12 protein-coding genes and 3 pseudogenes are annotated in these 16,452 nt (G+C 64.5%); 9 read left to right on the forward strand and 6 right to left on the reverse strand.

Annotated features, from left to right (window positions below):
- Positions 1–70: 70 nt before the first annotated feature.
- Positions 71–574: pseudogene (locus CBI38_RS37410) on the reverse strand (transposase); the annotation flags it as partial.
- Between CBI38_RS37410 and CBI38_RS39980 the strand changes: the two are divergent.
- Positions 563–760: pseudogene (locus CBI38_RS39980) on the forward strand (peptide transporter); the annotation flags it as partial. The pseudogenes CBI38_RS37410 and CBI38_RS39980 overlap by 12 nt on opposite strands.
- Here CBI38_RS39980 and CBI38_RS38290 read toward each other — a convergent pair.
- The 4 genes from CBI38_RS38290 to CBI38_RS37440 all read right to left on the reverse strand — a co-directional run bounded on the left by CBI38_RS38290 (position 746) and on the right by CBI38_RS37440 (position 6,532).
- Positions 746–1,009, reverse strand: a complete 264-nt coding sequence (locus tag CBI38_RS38290) for a hypothetical protein (protein WP_162603432.1) — start codon at positions 1,007–1,009, stop codon at positions 746–748. The pseudogene CBI38_RS39980 and the gene CBI38_RS38290 sit on opposite strands and share 15 nt — an antisense overlap.
- 969 nt (positions 1,010–1,978) lie before the next feature.
- Positions 1,979–4,735, reverse strand: coding sequence for a DEAD/DEAH box helicase (locus CBI38_RS37430; RefSeq protein WP_109336427.1), 2,757 nt, complete (start codon positions 4,733–4,735; stop codon positions 1,979–1,981).
- Positions 4,736–5,403: 668 nt separating this feature from the next.
- On the reverse strand, positions 5,404–6,120 hold the full coding sequence (locus CBI38_RS37435; RefSeq protein ID WP_109336428.1) for an HNH endonuclease family protein: 717 nt from the start codon (positions 6,118–6,120) through the stop codon (positions 5,404–5,406).
- 139 nt (positions 6,121–6,259) lie between these two features.
- Entirely contained in the window at positions 6,260–6,532 is a 273-nt protein-coding gene (locus tag CBI38_RS37440) for a hypothetical protein (protein WP_109336472.1), read from the reverse strand.
- 272 nt (positions 6,533–6,804) lie between these two features.
- On the opposite strand from CBI38_RS37440, the pseudogene CBI38_RS37445 reads away from it, so the two are divergent.
- From CBI38_RS37445 to CBI38_RS37480, 8 genes and pseudogenes are all read left to right on the forward strand, one after another.
- A pseudogene (locus CBI38_RS37445) lies at positions 6,805–8,681 on the forward strand (RNB domain-containing ribonuclease).
- A 199-nt stretch (positions 8,682–8,880) separates the two neighbouring features.
- Positions 8,881–9,594 carry a ParA family protein gene (locus tag CBI38_RS37450; protein ID WP_109336429.1) on the forward strand — a complete coding sequence of 238 codons (714 nt, stop codon included), beginning with the start codon at positions 8,881–8,883 and terminating at the stop codon, positions 9,592–9,594.
- Positions 9,594–10,457, forward strand: a complete 864-nt coding sequence (locus CBI38_RS37455) for a ParB/RepB/Spo0J family partition protein (protein WP_109336430.1) — start codon at positions 9,594–9,596, stop codon at positions 10,455–10,457. Before CBI38_RS37450 ends, CBI38_RS37455 begins: the two co-directional genes overlap by 1 nt.
- A 1,188-nt stretch (positions 10,458–11,645) precedes the next feature.
- Positions 11,646–12,110: a recombinase family protein gene (locus CBI38_RS37460; protein ID WP_230990487.1), complete on the forward strand. Its 465-nt coding sequence runs from the start codon at positions 11,646–11,648 to the stop codon at positions 12,108–12,110.
- A 30-nt stretch (positions 12,111–12,140) separates the two neighbouring features.
- Positions 12,141–12,929 (forward strand): tyrosine-type recombinase/integrase, encoded by a 789-nt coding sequence (locus CBI38_RS37465; RefSeq protein WP_109336431.1) that lies wholly within the window; start codon positions 12,141–12,143, stop codon positions 12,927–12,929.
- Entirely contained in the window at positions 12,833–13,264 is a 432-nt protein-coding gene (locus CBI38_RS39985) for a tyrosine-type recombinase/integrase (protein WP_230990494.1), read from the forward strand. Before CBI38_RS37465 ends, CBI38_RS39985 begins: the two co-directional genes overlap by 97 nt.
- Positions 13,265–14,045: 781 nt before the next feature.
- Positions 14,046–15,362 carry a tyrosine-type recombinase/integrase gene (locus CBI38_RS37475; RefSeq protein ID WP_230990488.1) on the forward strand — a complete coding sequence of 439 codons (1,317 nt, stop codon included), beginning with the start codon at positions 14,046–14,048 and terminating at the stop codon, positions 15,360–15,362.
- Positions 15,363–15,508: 146 nt separating this feature from the next.
- The gene (locus tag CBI38_RS37480) at positions 15,509–15,709 is read left to right on the forward strand and encodes a hypothetical protein (RefSeq protein WP_109336432.1); all 201 of its coding nucleotides are present in this window, start codon (positions 15,509–15,511) and stop codon (positions 15,707–15,709) included.
- A gap of 13 nt (positions 15,710–15,722) precedes the next feature.
- On the opposite strand, the gene CBI38_RS37485 is transcribed toward CBI38_RS37480, so the two are convergent.
- Positions 15,723–16,346, reverse strand: a complete 624-nt coding sequence (locus CBI38_RS37485; RefSeq protein ID WP_109336433.1) for a hypothetical protein — start codon at positions 16,344–16,346, stop codon at positions 15,723–15,725.
- Positions 16,347–16,452: the final 106 nt, after the last annotated feature.

Below are 16,452 nucleotides of genomic sequence, written 5' to 3' on the forward strand. Positions count from 1 at the left end.
AATGCCCACGCACACGAAGACACACAACGCCGCAGATGGACACACCCCTTGTGACGGGACTGTAACTCTCGTTCCAGTATCTGCGGGACGCGTACCGAAACGTGTTGTTGAGCAGTGGATGACACATGTCTGGACAATCGTTCGATCCCACACCGCGGTGATCGCGTCCGGCAGGCCCTTCAGTCCGTCACACACCACAATGCACACATCGGCGACTGCCCGATGCTTGAGGACGGCGAGCCAGAACTTCCCTCACCGCCGTCACCGGCCCATAGCCCCAGGATGGCGCGTTCCCCGTTCACGGTGACGCCGATCGCGACATAGATCGGCCGGTTGGTGACCTGACCGTCCCGGACCTTGACTGGGGATGCCCCCGCTTGCGGGAGGAGGATGGCGTCGATGAAAATCACCGGGTACACCGGATTCACCGGGTCCAGGGGCCGGACGGACCATTCGGCCATCTCCGCGAGGACTTTGTCAGTGATCTTGCTGCTCGTGGGTGTGGTCCTGAGTAGGCCCCAATTCGGCCACTGATCGTCTCCCTCGACACCGAGGCGCCGTAGATGTCATCGAAGAGGCCAAGGCCGTCGAACTCCTGATCAACGAGTGCGGAACCGTCGACAAGGCGGCACTCAAGCTCAACAAGTCCAAAGCCTGGATTTCGTACCGCCGATCCCTGCTCAAACTCGCCCCCGAGCTGCAAACCGCACTCCGCAAAGGCGAACTCGCCGTCCGCACCGCCCGCTCACTCGCACAGGTCCAGCCCCGATGCCCACGAATCGTCGGCGACACCGTCGACGTCGCGGTATCCCTCGTACTGGCCGAGGACTACTTCGGCGGGGTCGAGCGGGCGGAACGCTCCGATCACCGATTCGCGCGCAGACTGGAGGTCGAGTCGAGGCCTGGGCCGCCGAACAGCAGCGGGAACACACGAAGCCCGATCCGGATCCCACACCAGAAATCGAAAACCGTTTGCCGACAAGACCTCCGGCACTGCACGGAAGGTCACGCGCACCTTCCGCCGCCTGGAGGCCGACCCGACCACGTTCGCCGACGCCCTGGTCGACCACCTCGACGCCGACGGATTGCGAACACTCATCCAGGCGCTCACCGATCGATACTGACTCGGGACCGCCTATTGGGGCTCTTCACCGCGGTGAAGAGCCCCAGCATCGAAATCCTTGTTGCGCAACTGCGCAACTGCGCACGACATCCGACGAACCTAACGTTTTCCGACGAACGTCCGCACGTTTCGTCGACTATGCCTGCGTCTACCAATATCTAGGCGAGCAGTAGCTGACGGTCGCGAACATCCACTTCGTTAGCTGTTACCGAGCCCAACCGACAAGGCAAAACGGGGTGAACGCCATTCTGCGGTCACCAGGGTCCGGTTTGACCTAGGCAATACCGGAAACGTTGCAGATGGCGCGGAGGATGTGCGGTTGATCAGTCGGGCTGTGTGCGGCGACGCGCCTGGCGGCGGACGTGGCGTGCCATGAGATGCGCTCTGTTTTTCTCGCTGCGAAAGATCTCCTGGTTCACTGCCTGTTCAATCATTCCCGGGGCCTCAAGCACACGCTGCGCCGCCAGACGCATCAACTCCGCACGATCGGGGCGGCGAGCTGGTCGATTCCCGCCGGGAGTATGGCCATGTACTTCGGAGAGGTCAGCGCCGACTCTGCCCTCCCCTGCCGCGTCGAAGGCCCGAGAGCGGGAACGGCCGTCCGGAGCCGCCTCGCCGTGCTCGCCGAGGACGTTATTGGCCCCCGCTGATCGGATCCATCCGCGCCACATCAGTATCCGCAATGGCGATCCGACGAACCGTGGAAACACCGCCTCGCCCGGCACACATCTGTGCCTGGCCGCCGCACGTGTTGCGATTGCGTGCCCTTCTAACACTGGCGCACCTCGACGATACTGCCCAGGCCAGATGTTCTCGAGCCCCTCCAACGACATACTTTCCGGGTCCATGGACGTGTCACATTCCGAGACGTTGCTGCTCGACACGCACGAAGTCCGCCGGGGTGGGTTCCACCCCGTCAGCCCACTCCGTCACTACCGCGGCGGCATCTGATTCCTTCGCGTGGCTGCGGCGCGCGTATGCATCGAATAATTCGCTCTTGTGCGCAAGCGTCCTGCGCATCAGTTCGTCGATACTGTCCTTCGCCAGTAACCGGTGCACCTGCACCGTCCGCACCTGTCCCATTCGATGCGCACGCGCGATCGCCTGCACCTCGGTGCTCGGTTTCCACTGCGGTTCGGTGAGGACGACGACCGAGGCCGCCTGAATGTTCAGCCCCACACCTCCCGCCTCGATCTGGGACAGAAGCACCGCGCGGCCGTGGTGCGCGGTGAAATCATCGACCATGCGTTGACGCTCGACGGAGCTGGTGGCGCCGGTGAGTGGACCGAAAACGGTCCCGGGGACCGCAGCGCGAAGTGTCTCGAGGACGGCCCGGAAGTACGAGAACACCAGCACCTTGGTCTGGTTGTCTTCCGCCTCCTCGACGATCTCGACGAGACGGTCGAGTTTCGCCGAGCCGGTCCGGGTGCCCGGAAGGTACGCCGCCTGGCGCATCGCCATGAAATTGCCCTGGGCCACCGCCTCCCGGTACCGCCTCTCGTCGTCACCGCAGAGCTGAACCCAGTCCTCGACCTCGATCAGGTCCGGCAACTCGGTGAGCACGTCAACCTGGTTGCGTCGCAGGTATGCCGGTGCGACGCTCTTGCGAAACGCGGTGGCACCGGCGACTCCGTCCCGCGCATGTATCTGCCGGGCGACACCCGGTTGCACGTATCGGACCAGATTCTGGAACTCCTCCACCCGGTTCTCCATCGGCGTACCGCTGAGCAGGACGGCTCTGCCACTGGATTCGACGACGCCGCGCGCGGCGACGGCACGTTGAGTGGTTGGGTTCTTGATGTAGTGCGCCTCGTCAACAATCACCAGGGCCGGGCGAACGGGAACCCGGATCCGCTTCAGGGTGTCGAAGGTCGTGATCGCAACGCCGCCCTCTCGCGCCCATACCTGCAACTGCATGTCCCGGTCTTGTCCGCGTACCTCGTGGGGGACGAGGCTGGTTTGCTTTCCCGTCTCGTTCGACCAATTCACCAGCACACTGGCCGGACAGATCACCAGGAAATACTTTTCGCCCTGGGCCGCGAGGTGGGCGGCCGCCGCGAGCGCCTGCACGGTCTTCCCCAAGCCCATTTCGTCGCCCAGGATCATCTTGCGGCGGCTCAGGATGTACCCCGCCCCGAACGACTGGTATCCACGCAGAAGAGACCGCATGTAGGTGCGATCGAGCGGGGTCCGCTCGACTTCTCGAACGAACCGTTCACCGACAAATCCATGAGCGGCCCGCTCGTCTCCATCACGCGCGGGAACGAATTGACTCAGCAGGGCATTGACAGCGGCAGCGTCGCTTTCGTATGCCGACCACGGGTCACCCCGCCACTCAGCCGCCGCCAGGACATCGGTGATCTTGGTGTCGAGTTCGGCGAGCGCCGGATCCGCGGCAATCGCCTGCAGTTGCTCCCGCGCGGCCTCCGCGCGCGTGCGCTCGGCCTCGCCGGCGAAGAACATCGCCACTCGTTTACCCGCCCGCTGCGCCGGACCGCGCAGCGGATCGACCTGGGTCCGAAGTTCGGTCAAAGGTGCGCCGATCTCACCGACCAGCGGATCCACCCGCCGGAGCACCAGCAGTAACCGCAGCAGCGAGGTGTCGATCCTCGATCGACGGTCCGGGTCGAGACGGAGCCGAATCCGCTCGCGTGCTCGGGTCCTCTGCGCCATCGCCTCCGTGTAGATCGCGTAAGCCGATTGCGGACCGATGCCAGGAACCGCGTCGAGCGCTGCGGGCGACGACGCCGCAATGTCTGCCACCGTGCGGAATCGGGACGCACCGAGGCTGCCCAACCGTGTCCCCCTCGGCAGCGCGTCCTTCAAGGAACTGGCCGGAAGGTCCCGCAGGGCGGCGTGAGTCCGGTCCTCGATTGCCGCACGCACGTTGGTAGCGAGCTCATCTCTCAGCTTCTGTGGAAGATTCTGCGCGGCCCGGCCCCGGTCGAGTAGCGAGTCCACCAACTTCAGTGCGTGATTGACCGCCGCCCTCGTTGCGGCACCCGGTTTGAGCGCGGGTTCCGGTATGTCCTGCCCTGTCGGTGGCTGTCCGGGCTGAGTGATGGCTCGACCCGAGCTCGGTCGAGTTACCGGGTCGGTGGCGGATCGTTCCGTTGCTGCACGTTCTTCGACGTCCGGTCGCATGGCAGCGGCGCGATTCGCCGCCTCGCGCTGCGCTGCAGCCGCGGAGTCCTCGGCGAACCTCCTCTGCGCCTCGATCGCTGCCCACACCTCCGGAGGAAAGCCGGACATACCCAGGTAGTGAACGAAATGGCTTACGAAGGCAACGTCTTTGCGGTGGAGGACGCCGAACGAGACTTGTTGGTTGTCGCGAGTCGTGATCACTAAAGTGTTGAATCCCAACCCCATGATGTCGAATCGCTGGATGTTTCCGGCGACAACGACCACCCTGGGTCCGCTGGTCGCCACGTCACTCCCGAGGAACGCAAGCACCCTGGCATTGGTGATCGCTAAACCGTCGCATGGGGGATACTTCGCCGTCGTCCTCGCCAGGGCCCACACGAACTCGCCCGGATACATGTGCCGTTCGAGCGCGACCAACCACTTCTGCGCAGTTCTCCGCCTCAATTTCGGGGCAATCTGCAGAGGCATAGTGATCCTGACAGGGCGGCAAGTGTGGTTCAGATTACATCGCTTTCAGCCACCCCGCCGTTTCCATACCGATCGAATCCGTGGGCATGACTGCAGGTCATTCATGGTGCGCCTGCCACTCGGCGACGATGGTTCAGTTGTGCATCCTCCCCAGCCAGCAGGCAAATGCACAGTGGTGTTGTTCAGCATCAGGTAACGAGTGACTGACCGGCCCGATACACCAATCGGGTTGGGGAGAACCTAGGAGCAATCGTGGGAACAACACCATGGGGGCCGTGGCCAGACTCGCTCATAGTCCGCGGGCAAGCGGGCATCGTGCCCATCAAGCAGTTGATTGGACTGGGATCATGATCGGCAACGTGTTCGACCTCGCGGAAATACCGGGAATTTACTTCCCCTTCGTACCGGCATGGAACATGTTCGTAGTCTGGTTCAACCAGTTCTAGCAGGGCGATCTTCTCAGTACCGCCAGGCCCGCGCACCTCGGCGCAGCACACCGGGCGGCAGTCCGTCACCCCGGCCGACGACCATAAGCGCGAAACTGAGCGCAATTCCCTGGCTGTACGGCAGTTTCCCAGGCTCGATAAGACCGCGGCTGTGCGTCCGGCACTTCAGCATGGTCACCGCGGCCCGTCGTGAGTCGAACCCAGCTAGGTCGGGTTCCCCGCTCAGCAGGAGTGCAGGACCTGGCTCATCGCGTCCTTCTCTGCCTGGGTCACCCACAACCGGTACAAGGCTTTCACGTCGATCTGCCGTGAGACGTAGGTGCACCGGTAACTCTTGTTCGGCGGCAACCACGATGCAGCGTCGGAATCGGACTTCTTCGAGTTGGTGGGCCCGTCCACGGCCTGCAGGTTCCGCGGATCATTCGCCAGGTCGCGGCGCTGCTCCGGGCTCAACTGCTGGGCACCCTTCTGCCACGCATCCGACAACGCGACGACGTGATCGATCTGCACCGCGGTCGAAGTGTCCTGCCCGCGGACGAAGGCGATCGTGGTACCGGTGTAGGGGTCAAGCAGAGTGCCGGTCGCGACCACACAGTCCCGCGTACTCGACTTATAGGTCAGGTCCACCAAATCGCGGCGCAAGATGTCATTGCGCGTATCGCACCCGTTGTGGCCGCCCTCGACACCGTTGTCGTCGGACCACGACGGACCGAACTGCTCACGGGTGTACCCGGTCTTCGGGGCGCGGCCCTTGACCGCCAGGGTGTCGAGCTTCGCCAACGCCGGCGCCGCATCAAACCCGGCCGGTGCCGGAGCGGCCGGCGCGTCCCCAAGCGAGCCGGTCCCCGGGTTCGCATCAGCAAGGGCCGAGCACCCAGTCATACCGAGCACGGTGACCGCCCCGAGAGCGAGAAGAGCGGTCCGGGGTCGATGGCGCATACGTTCTGTTCTCCTGTTACCTGTGTGACTGATGTGCACACGAGTATCGCCGGTACCTCCGACAACCGCGGTAGCCGGCCCGGCTGAATGCAGTGACCTAGCCGAACATCGAGCATCCCTGCACCTACGAAAGCTCGGATCAGGTTGTGTGGCGGATCAGCCGCCAGCCGCGGCGTGCGGCAATGAGACCGCAGACCGCCCCAAGGACCGCACTGAAAATCAGGCCCGCCGACAGGAACGGCATGGGATTGACGGAATCCATGTCCCCCGTTACTCCCTCGGAGGCGAACTGATCACCCACATAGCCCACGGAGAACCGCACCGGGTACGACAGCCACCAGGCGAACAGACCGGTACATACCAGGCCCGCACCGAGCCCGAGGGCCGTGCCGATCAGTATCAGTGTCCGCATGAGATCAACTTCGTAAACGCCGGCTGTGCTGTTACCGACGTCCGAACGCCCGCACGGCGCCGTCATCGCTCCGGCAGCGCCGGTCTCCACCGCCAATGAGGGCTCGAAACAACGAGAGATGTCCGTTTTGTCTGTTGTTCACCGCGGTGAACAAACCGTACCCGAAGCCGGTTTTAAGGCTGCAGGTGATGTTCCAGGGGGCGCGTCGCTGACGCCCCTGTGGGAGATTTGGATATCGTCGGAGGCCTGTAGACCCAAAGGGAACGGTGGCCATGAAATCTTCGACAGTCACCGACGTGTCGACGCTGCTGATGATCGATTCGGCATCTGCGCGGGACCGGGACGACGCGTTCTCCGTCATCCCTCCCGACGACGGCGGCGGATGGACGGTCGAGGTCCATATCGCCGGTGTGGCCGATGTCGTCGGTCTCGGGTCGGTCGCCGACGAGCAGGCGTTCCTGCGGGCTGCGACCCGGTACCTGCGCAGCCGCACCATTCCGATGCTCGGCGAAACGGCCGAACAGGCAGCCACCCTGACCACGCAAGCGCGGCGGACGAGCCTGCGGGTCACCGGCACCATCACCTCCGACGGCCATCTCGTTGATGTAGTCGTCCGTCGTGGAGAGATCCCGGCGGGCCGATGCGCGGCAGTCGATCATGCCGACGTGCCCGGCATCCTGTCCGACCCGGGACATCCGCTGCATTCCCAGCTGGCCGCCGCGGATGCTGCCGCACAGGTCCTGCTGACCGCCCGCCGCGACGGTGGCGCCCTCGCGTTCTACGACCTCACCCGCGGCTGGGCGAGCAACGAGGACGGGGCAATCGTGTCGATCGCCGCCGAACGGCGGACCGTCGCCTACGTCATCGTGCAGGAGCTGATGATCGCCACCAACGAGGCAGTCGCCCTCTGGTGTGCGGAGCGAGGGTTGCCGATCCTGTTCCGCAACCACCGGCCCAACCCGGTCGCCGGCAGCACCGACGAGCTGATGACCGAGATCGCCGCCGCGGCCGGGGACCCGGACCTGTTCGCGAAACTGCGCGGACGACTGTTGTCCACGCTGCGGGCTGCAACTTACGACCCCACCGTGCATGGCCACTACGGTCTACGCCTGAGCGCCTACACTCACGTCACTTCCCCGCTACGCCGGGTAGCCGATCTGATCAACCAGCGGATTGTCTTCGCCCACCTCGACCACTCCCCCGCCCCTACACCGGCGAACAGCTCGCCGCCCTCGGCGCCGACCTGAACCGGCGCACCCGCGCCGCCCGGGAAGCGAAGAAGAATCACTTCAAACACGCCGACCAACGCATCATCGCCGAACAGGCCACCTTCGATCTCGCCGCCCTCGACAGTCGCCGGTTCCACAAGGTCCTCAAAGCCGAAGCCTCTGGGCCACTACGGGCCGAACTCGCCTCCGAGCTCGCCCGCCGCGTCGATGCCGACCTGCTGACCGCCCCGGACGTCGCGGTCCTGATCGACGCCGCCGACCCCTCCTGGCTGCCCATCCAACTCCGCATCCTGGACACTCTCGCTGACACTCACCCCGAGATGGGGCCCAGCGTTGCGTCGGTGTGGCGGCAAACGCACCCCGACCAACCGCCCACCGACCTCGAGATCCGGGGCAGCGGCGCCGTCCACAACCCGTTGTTCGCCGCCCGCGCCACCCACCTCGGCATCCGCGGACCTTGGACCACCGCTACAGCGAAGAAGCCCGCCGAACAGGCCGCCCTCTGGGCGGCAATGCGTGCACAGCTGACCGGCACCGACCACGCCGACGCGGAACCGGACTGGCCCACCACCGAGCCATCCCCGCATCCCACGACTCCCCCGCCGGCGTCGAAAGATTCCGGTCCCACAACCACGACGGAACCGCGCCGGATGACCGCCCCGGCCGCGCTGAATCTGGGTGGGGCGAAGAAGCCCAAGGCACTCTCGAACCCCACCGCCTGGCTGATGAGCCTGGCCCAGAACAACAATCAGGCCCCGCCCGAATGGGAGTTCCGCACCGACGGGCCTGCGCACGCACCCCGGTTCACCGCCACCGTGTACCTCGCCGGCCACACCGCCACCGCCGATGCAACCACGAAGACTTCAGCGAAGACCGCGTCGGCCGCCGCCCTCGTCGAGGCGCTCTTTACCCAGCACTAAGTTCTTCGGTGTCCGTTTTGTCCGTTGTTCACCGCGGTGAACAACGGACAAAACGGACATACCGAAGTTGCGGCGAATGATCCGCGCATCGTTTCGCCGCCCGGCCGCGTGTCGGACCTGATGCGATCACCTGGTGACGTACCGTGCATTCCGTCCGAAGTAGCCCACACGAGTGGGTGAAGCAAACGGAAAGGGTCCCATGACCATTCATGTCCTTCTCAATCAGAAGGGCGGCGTCGGAAAGAGTACCGTCGCCGTCAATCTCGCCGCCGTCACCGCGGACGTTCTGAACCAGGACGACGATCCCGACGCCACCTCCCCGGTTGCCGCGGTCTCCGTGGACCCGCAGGGCTCGGCGATCTGGTGGGCCGACCGCCTCGATAACCTGCCCTTTCACGTCGTGCAGGCTCACGACGACCTCAACGGGCTCCGTCAGTTGGGTCAGCTGCCTGGCATTCGCCACGTGTACGTCGACACCCCCGGTTGGATCGACCTCAATGCCGCCGATGACACAAGCGACCCGCTCGGTCGCGGACCGGCCGCCGATGCATTGCGGACGGTTCTCGAGGTTGCCGATCACGTTATCGTGCCGATGGAAACCGAACCGCTCTCGTTCGACCCGACCGCCCGCACCATCCGAAAAATCCTGGAACCCCGCGGCATTCCGTACACGGTCGTGATCAACAACTGGGATCCCCGCGACGGCAAGCTCGATCTCGAGGAAACCAAGGATTTCGTTCGTGCGAACAAGTGGCCGCTCGCGAAAACCGTGATCCGGCACTACAAATTGCATGCCCGGGCGAGCGCCGACGGCCTGGTGGTCACCGAATACCCCGCGAACCGGGTGGCGTTGCAGGCCCGGGAGGACTTCTACCGGTTGGCTTTGGAGTTGCGGATCGACGGTGGTCGGTGATGGCACGCGGTACCCGCACCAACCTGGCGACCCTCGCCGGCGTCGTTGGCGAGAACTCCCCCGTCGACCGTCCCGTCGCCGGCGGGACACCGACCAACGTGCCACTGAGTGAGCTGGCCCCGAATCCGCGTAATCCGCGTGACGACCTCGGAGATCTCAGCGATCTAGTCTCGATTACCGGCACTCAACTCCAACCCGCGCTGGTGGTCACTCGGGACGCGTATCTGCGGTTGTATCCGGAAGACGACACTAAGATCGGGCTGGCCCGATGGGTGGTGATCAACGGATGCCGGCGCCTGGCCGCCGCCGCAAACTTCGGCCGCCCCAACCTCGACATCATCGTCAAGGACGAAGTCGCCAAGGACCGGGAGACCCTACTCGCCGCGGCGGTCATCGAGAACGTCGGCCGCCGCGACTTCGACGTCATCGAAGAGGCCAAGGCCGTCGAACTCCTGATCAACGAGTGCGGAACCGTCGACAAGGCGGCACTCAAGCTCAATAAGTCCAAAGCCTGGATCTCGTACCGCCGATCCCTGCTCAAGCTCGCCCCCGAGCTGCAAACCGCACTCCGCAAAGGCGAACTCGCCGTCCGCACCGCCCGCTCACTCGCACAGGTCCCGCCCGAGGCCCAAGTCCAGGCCTGGGCCGCCGAACAACAGCGGGAACACACGAAGCCCGATTCGGAACCCACACCTGACTCCGAAACCCGTTTGCCGGCACGCACCCCCGTCACCGCAGCGAAGGTCACACGCACCTTCCGCCGCTTGGAGGCCGACCCGACCACGCTCGCCGAGGCCCTGGTCGATTACCTCGACGCCGACGGACTGCAAACTCTGATCCAGGCACTCACCGATCGACACTGATCCAGAAACCGTTATTGGGGCTGTTCACCGTACGCGGTGAACAGCCCCAATAACGAAAACCCCTGGTGTGCCCAGGTATCGAGCTCGGAAGCGTTAGGCATGCCACCTAACGCTTCCGACGACACCTCACGCGTTCGTAGGAAGCAGTAGCTAGCTAACGGCTGCGGTCATTCGCTTCGTCAGCTGTTACCGAGCGCCGTTCTGTGGCCACCAGTGCGCGTCAGTTCGGTGGGCGTTTGCGGCACTCTTCGTAACTCAGGCCGGAACTGAAACAGTCGTAGAAGCCCGACTGAATGTCGCCGGAGGTGGGAGGCTCCCCACAGAGAGTTCCACAGCGGAGATAGTTCGGCGCAATAGAACCGTCTGGGTAACGACACACGCCGCTGTCGCAGCTGTACTTGCGGCCGTTCGGATCGATCGGCATCAGGTCCGGTGTGTAGGACCACACGTAGGCGTCGGTGCGAGCTACTCGGGTGCAGTAGACGGTCCTTCCGTCTGCCAGATGTCCTGCTGCATGGTGATCATCGCAGTAGGCGTTCAGTTTGACTTCAGGACCAGGAGGCACGTTCCGACCGTCTTCCGGACCCGGAGCCACCGGTGCAGCGGACAGGCTATCAATCCAAGGAATAGGTGAGGCAGCCGCTGGCACAGCGGATATGGCGAGTATCGCCACTCCGCCGAAGACGGCGGTCACGAGCCGTCGCAGAATGCGCGGGTGGTGTGCAGTTCGCAGCAATGCTTTGTCCTCTAGTCGATTTCGCTATTCGATACCCGGTATAAGTCGTTGCGGCAACTTCGCCGGTGGGCGCCGCCAGTCCAGACGGCTCGGCGCCGTCCTGGGGTCTTGAGCCCTGGGTCATGGCCACCCGGGCAGGCGCGTTCGGCTTCAGATCCTCGTCTCGTGACGTCGTCCCCGACTATCGAATCAGGAGATTAGAGGATGGGGTATCGATCGTTTGAATGCTTCTCTCCGATTTGACGCAGCTGAAGGCCCTAATACTGCAACCGAAGCCGCAACTTGCACCGCCGACAAAGACGAAAACGGGCTGAGCGCCGTTCTGCGGCCACCAGGGTCCGTTTTGGCCTTCGTCATACCGGTACACCCGAGAACGTCGCTCTACGGCGAAACTGTGCCCGGTCGACACCCTCCCCGTCGTTCGTTTTCAGTGTTCGGTTGAAGAATCCGGTATGACGCGCCGATACCGGACGATGTGGATGTCGCCCCCTCCGGTGATACTGATGGACGTGAAAATCGGCTATGCACGCTGCAGCACCAAGGCCCAGGACCTCGCCGGCCAGGTCGCCTGGCTCGGCAAGCTCGGAGTCGAGCAGTCCCGCATCTACACCGACCACGGATACACCGGACGCAACAGGAAACGTCCCTCACTCGCCCGCGCCCTCGAGGTCGCCCGGGCCGGTGACGAATTCGTGGTCACCAAACTCGACCGGCTCGGCCGCTCGGCTCGGGATCTACACGAGATCGTCGACGGCCTCGTCAGTCACGGTGTCGCCCTCAACATCGACGGCCGGGTTTACGACCCGACCGATCCGATGGGAAAAATGTTCATCGGCTTCCTGGCGATCATGGCCGAGTTCTCTGTTATCTGGACACGCCGGGACGCTCACCTCCCTGATCTGGGAGTTGCAGCCTGATGCACTGAGTACCGGCACAGGGAGGCCGGTATGCGGGTGGTCAAGGATGTGGATGGCGGCATTGTCCGACGGGTGATCCTGCTGGACGACTCCGGGCGCGAGATTGTCCCGGTGACCCGGTTTCTGGCGCATCTGCAGGATTCCGGTTACAGCCCGAACACCCTGTCTTCGTATGGCTACGACCTGCGACGGCTGTTCATGTTCCTCGACCAGCACAGCATGGGCTGGACCGAGTTCCGCCCGTCGACGGCGCTGGAGTTCCTGGGGTACCTTCGCAGGATTCCCAGCCGCGGCCCGGCTCAGCGGCTCGGGTTGGCGGTCGCGACCGCCGAGGGACGGCTGCTGTCTCCGGCAACGGTGTCCCGGATTCTGGCCGCGACGTCGAGTTTCTTCGAGTGGGCGATCGCCGCCGAGTTGTACACGACCTCAGATAATCCGATGCAGAAGCGCGAGGACGCCGCTCTCGCACGGGTCCCGGATCGGCACCAGCCGTTCGTGGGTGCGGCGAGTCGGCAACGACCGGTGCGCCGGGCGGTCCGGGTTCGGCTGCCGATCCGGCTGCCGCGACCGCTGAGCGGTGATGACATCGAGGCGTTGTTGGCGAGCATGTCCTCGTTGCGGGATCTGGCGATCTTCCTGTTGATGCTCGACGGCGGCCTACGCCGGGTGAGGTGCTGTGCCTGCAGCTCGACGACATCGCTTACGGTCGGCGGAGGGTCGCGATCCGCAAGCGCGACGACCATCCGCGCGGTGCTCGCGCAAAGGCGCGACGGGAGCGGGTGGTCGACCTGCACGAGTCGCGCACGTTGGAGGCGGTGAGTCGGTATGTGCTGCACGAGCGGCCCCTTGACGCCACCAGCCCGTTCGTGTTCCTGATCGGCGGCACCGGCACGAACCGCGGGGAACCGCTCAGTTATCAGGCGATGGCGCGAGGATTCGCCGTCGCCTGGACCGGTTGGGATCCGGAGCCCGGACAAGACACCCACGCGTTGCGGCACACACACGCGACGGCGATGTGGGAGTCGGGAATGAGAGAGCTTGCCTTGCAACGCCGTTTGGGTCATGCGTCGCCGGAATCGATCCGGATTTACACCCGGGTGTCCGACGATCAGGTGGTCCGCGAATATGACGCGGCGCTCGGACGGCGATGGTGACATTACCGCTGAGGCTCACAGGTGACGGATCGGTCGAGAGCCCGGTACCGAGCGAACACGTCGGCCGCGCCACCTACCGCGAGTGGTTGTGGCGACACGTGCCACCAACCAGAAGTATTCGCGACTGTATGCCTATGACGATTTCGTCGAGCTGTGGCCCTCGCTGGCCGATTGGTTCGCCGCCCTCTGTCGAAGCGCATGTTCGACACCGAGAATCCGGTGCCAGGGCGGAATCCACACGGAGGGGCGAGCGTGATCATGCCCTACCTGTCGTACCTGTCGCTCGTGCACGGCATCCGGCTCGACTACGACCTACTATTCGCCCGAACGTTCGCGAGCCCGTTCACCGCCTCCGCACGCACCGCCGGATTGGGAATCGACCCGGACACTTTCGAGCGGTACGTGAGCCGGCTCGTTCAGCTCGGGTACTCGACGCAGGGCGCGCTGACGGCCCTGAAATGGTCGTTCGGCAGGATGCTGCTGCATCGCGGTAACCCCGACATGACTGCGCTTACGATGGCCGATGTCTGTGAGTTGCGCTGCGCAGCCGACTCGTTCGCGGATCGTCTCTGGGTCGAACCGGTGCGAGAGTTCTATAGTCGTTCCGAGGAAAGCGGCCTTCTACAGATCCAGCCGAGACATTCCGACGATCGGCAACGGCCCGGATCAACGGGGCGCATCTACTGCTGTTCACGATCGGGCAGGTCGATGCCGCGCCCCGGGCAGGGTCGACGCCGGGTCGTGGACCTCACGCCTCGCTCCGGCCGGCACACCCCCGAAGATGACGGCGGTCATCGAGCGTTACCTACGGCTGCATTTGGACGCCAACCTCGGCCGGGAGCAGTCGGTCCGGCACTTCCGGGATGCGTTGCGGCGCCTGGTGCTGTGGCTGCGTGAAGCGCATCCAGAGATCACCAGCTTCGACCAACTGGACCGCAAGCACGCCGAGGAGTTCCTGCGCTGGCTCGGCGAGCAGACGAGTGAACACACCGGGATGCCGCTGGCGCTTACGACCCGGCGCTCGATCGTCACCCTGCTCGCCCGATTCGTCAACGAGACCGCCGCCTGGGGCTGGGACGACGTGCCAGGACGGGTCTTGTTCACCCGCGGCGACATCCCCAAGATTGCTCGGACGGTGCCGCGGTTCATCCCCGATCACGAGCTCACCGCGTTGATGTCCGCAATCGACCAGTTGCCCGACCAGTATCAACGGGCCGCGTTGATCATCGCCCGTTGGTCCGGGGCCCGCCGCGACGAGATACGCCGCCTGGCGATCGACTGCCTCGACGCCTACCCGGACGGGCATCCGCGGCTGCGGATCCCGGTTGGCAAGGGCTACACCGAACGCATGATTCCGCTGCACCCAGACGCCGCGGCCGCGTTGCGGCCGCTGATCGAACTGGCCCGAACCAGGAGAGCCCGCGGCCGGTTCGACCCTAGCGTCGGCCGGTCCGTCGAGCACGTGTTCACCGTGCGCGGCAAGCTGCTGTCCAAGGGTTTCCTGTTCGACCTCGCCCTCAAGACAGCCTGCACCACCGCAGGACTGCTCGACTCCCAGGGGCGCCCCACGATCAGCGCGCACCGATTCCGGCACACCATCGGCACCCAACTCGCCGAGGGCGGCGCACGGCTCCAAACGATCATGGCGGTCCTCGGCCACCGCACGCCGCACATGTCACTGATCTACGCGTCCCTGTCGGACCCGACCGTCAAACAGCAGTATCAGGCGGCCCTGGATCGGCACCTTGACGGTGTCACGCTCGCCGGGCCGGCCGCACAGGCGCTGCGCGAGCACCGCCTCGACCCGCAGGCGGTGTCCTGGCTGCAGACGAACTTCCTCAAGACCGAACTCGAACTCGGCCACTGCCTGCGCCTGCCGCAGGAAGGACCGTGCGAATGCGATCTCGTGTTGACTTGCTCAAAATTCCTGACAACCAGCGACTACGCGCCCCGGCTTCGCCAGCGGCTGACCACCGAACAAACCCTAATCGGCGACGCCGTCGAACGGGGATGGGACCACGAGGTCGAACGGCACCAACGCACCGCCGACCGCATCAAGGCACTCCTGTCCGACCTCGGCGAGGAACGGCAGCACTGAAAACGCATCGGTGAGGATCCTCCACTGAAGGGGTACTGGCATTCCTTCGAGGCGCTTGACTTCCGGAAGTTGTCCACATAATCGAGTCAGACCTGAACCGTCAGCGCACGCGGGCCGGCGTCGAGGTCGCGAAGGCGAAGGGCAAGATGCGCGGCAAGCAGCACCGGTTATCTCCGCTTCGACGTAGTCTGCTGCTCCGTGACTACGAGACGGGCAAGTTCACGATCGCCGACTTGAGCCAGAACTACTCCCTCAAACGCACGAGCCTCTACGCCAACCTCGAATTGGCGCGAACGGAACGAGCAGCCGCGGAACTGAACTCCGTAGAGGAAGAACTATCGGCCTGATATTTTCGAATCCTTAGGCCCGGCGGCTACGGGCGGTGAGCTCGACCCGTTGGCGGAGCGAGCCATCTGCGTGCGGAACCCATGCCCCAACAGGAACCCACCGCCGCTCCCTGAGGGCTGTTCGAGCGGCGATGACCGTCGGCAGATCAGCGGACACAGCGCCTATCGCCCAGCTATCGAGTAGATCTCCGTCACTGGTACGGACCTCGACCTCATGCGACTCTGATCCGTCCTGAAGGATCGCGACCGGGCGCTTGAGGCGATCGTGCTGGGCGATTGCGTGAAGCTCGCACACGTACAGAATGGTGGGCAGTCCAGGGATGCCGACTAGCAGTGAGGACAGCAGCAGCAGATCCGAACCAGTGGTCGAGACGAGAGCCTGGGCGACGACGTAGAGGGCAGATATCGAAGCCATTCCGACCACGCCCAGCGCCCATGCGGCAGAGCGCGGAAGCCGATGACCGCTGCGGTGGTCGGCGAGCATCACCGTGGACGCGACAACCGACACGCTCAACGCTGCCACGGCCGCAGTCAGACCAGCAGTCTCGTCGACAGCGATTGCCACGACGAGGATTCCGGCAGAGAACGCACCCATCACCACCGCGATTTCAGCAGCAGCTACGGCGACATTAACCACTTCATCCCGGGTCCATGCCCCCCGGAAGACTGACGATCGCTCGCGCATCGGCACTGTCCCCTCCCCATTTCTCGGGACAGCTTATCGGGGCGCAGACAGAAGGTTC

Source organism: Rhodococcus oxybenzonivorans (genome assembly GCF_003130705.1).
GTDB lineage: Bacteria > Actinomycetota > Actinomycetes > Mycobacteriales > Mycobacteriaceae > Rhodococcus_F > Rhodococcus_F oxybenzonivorans.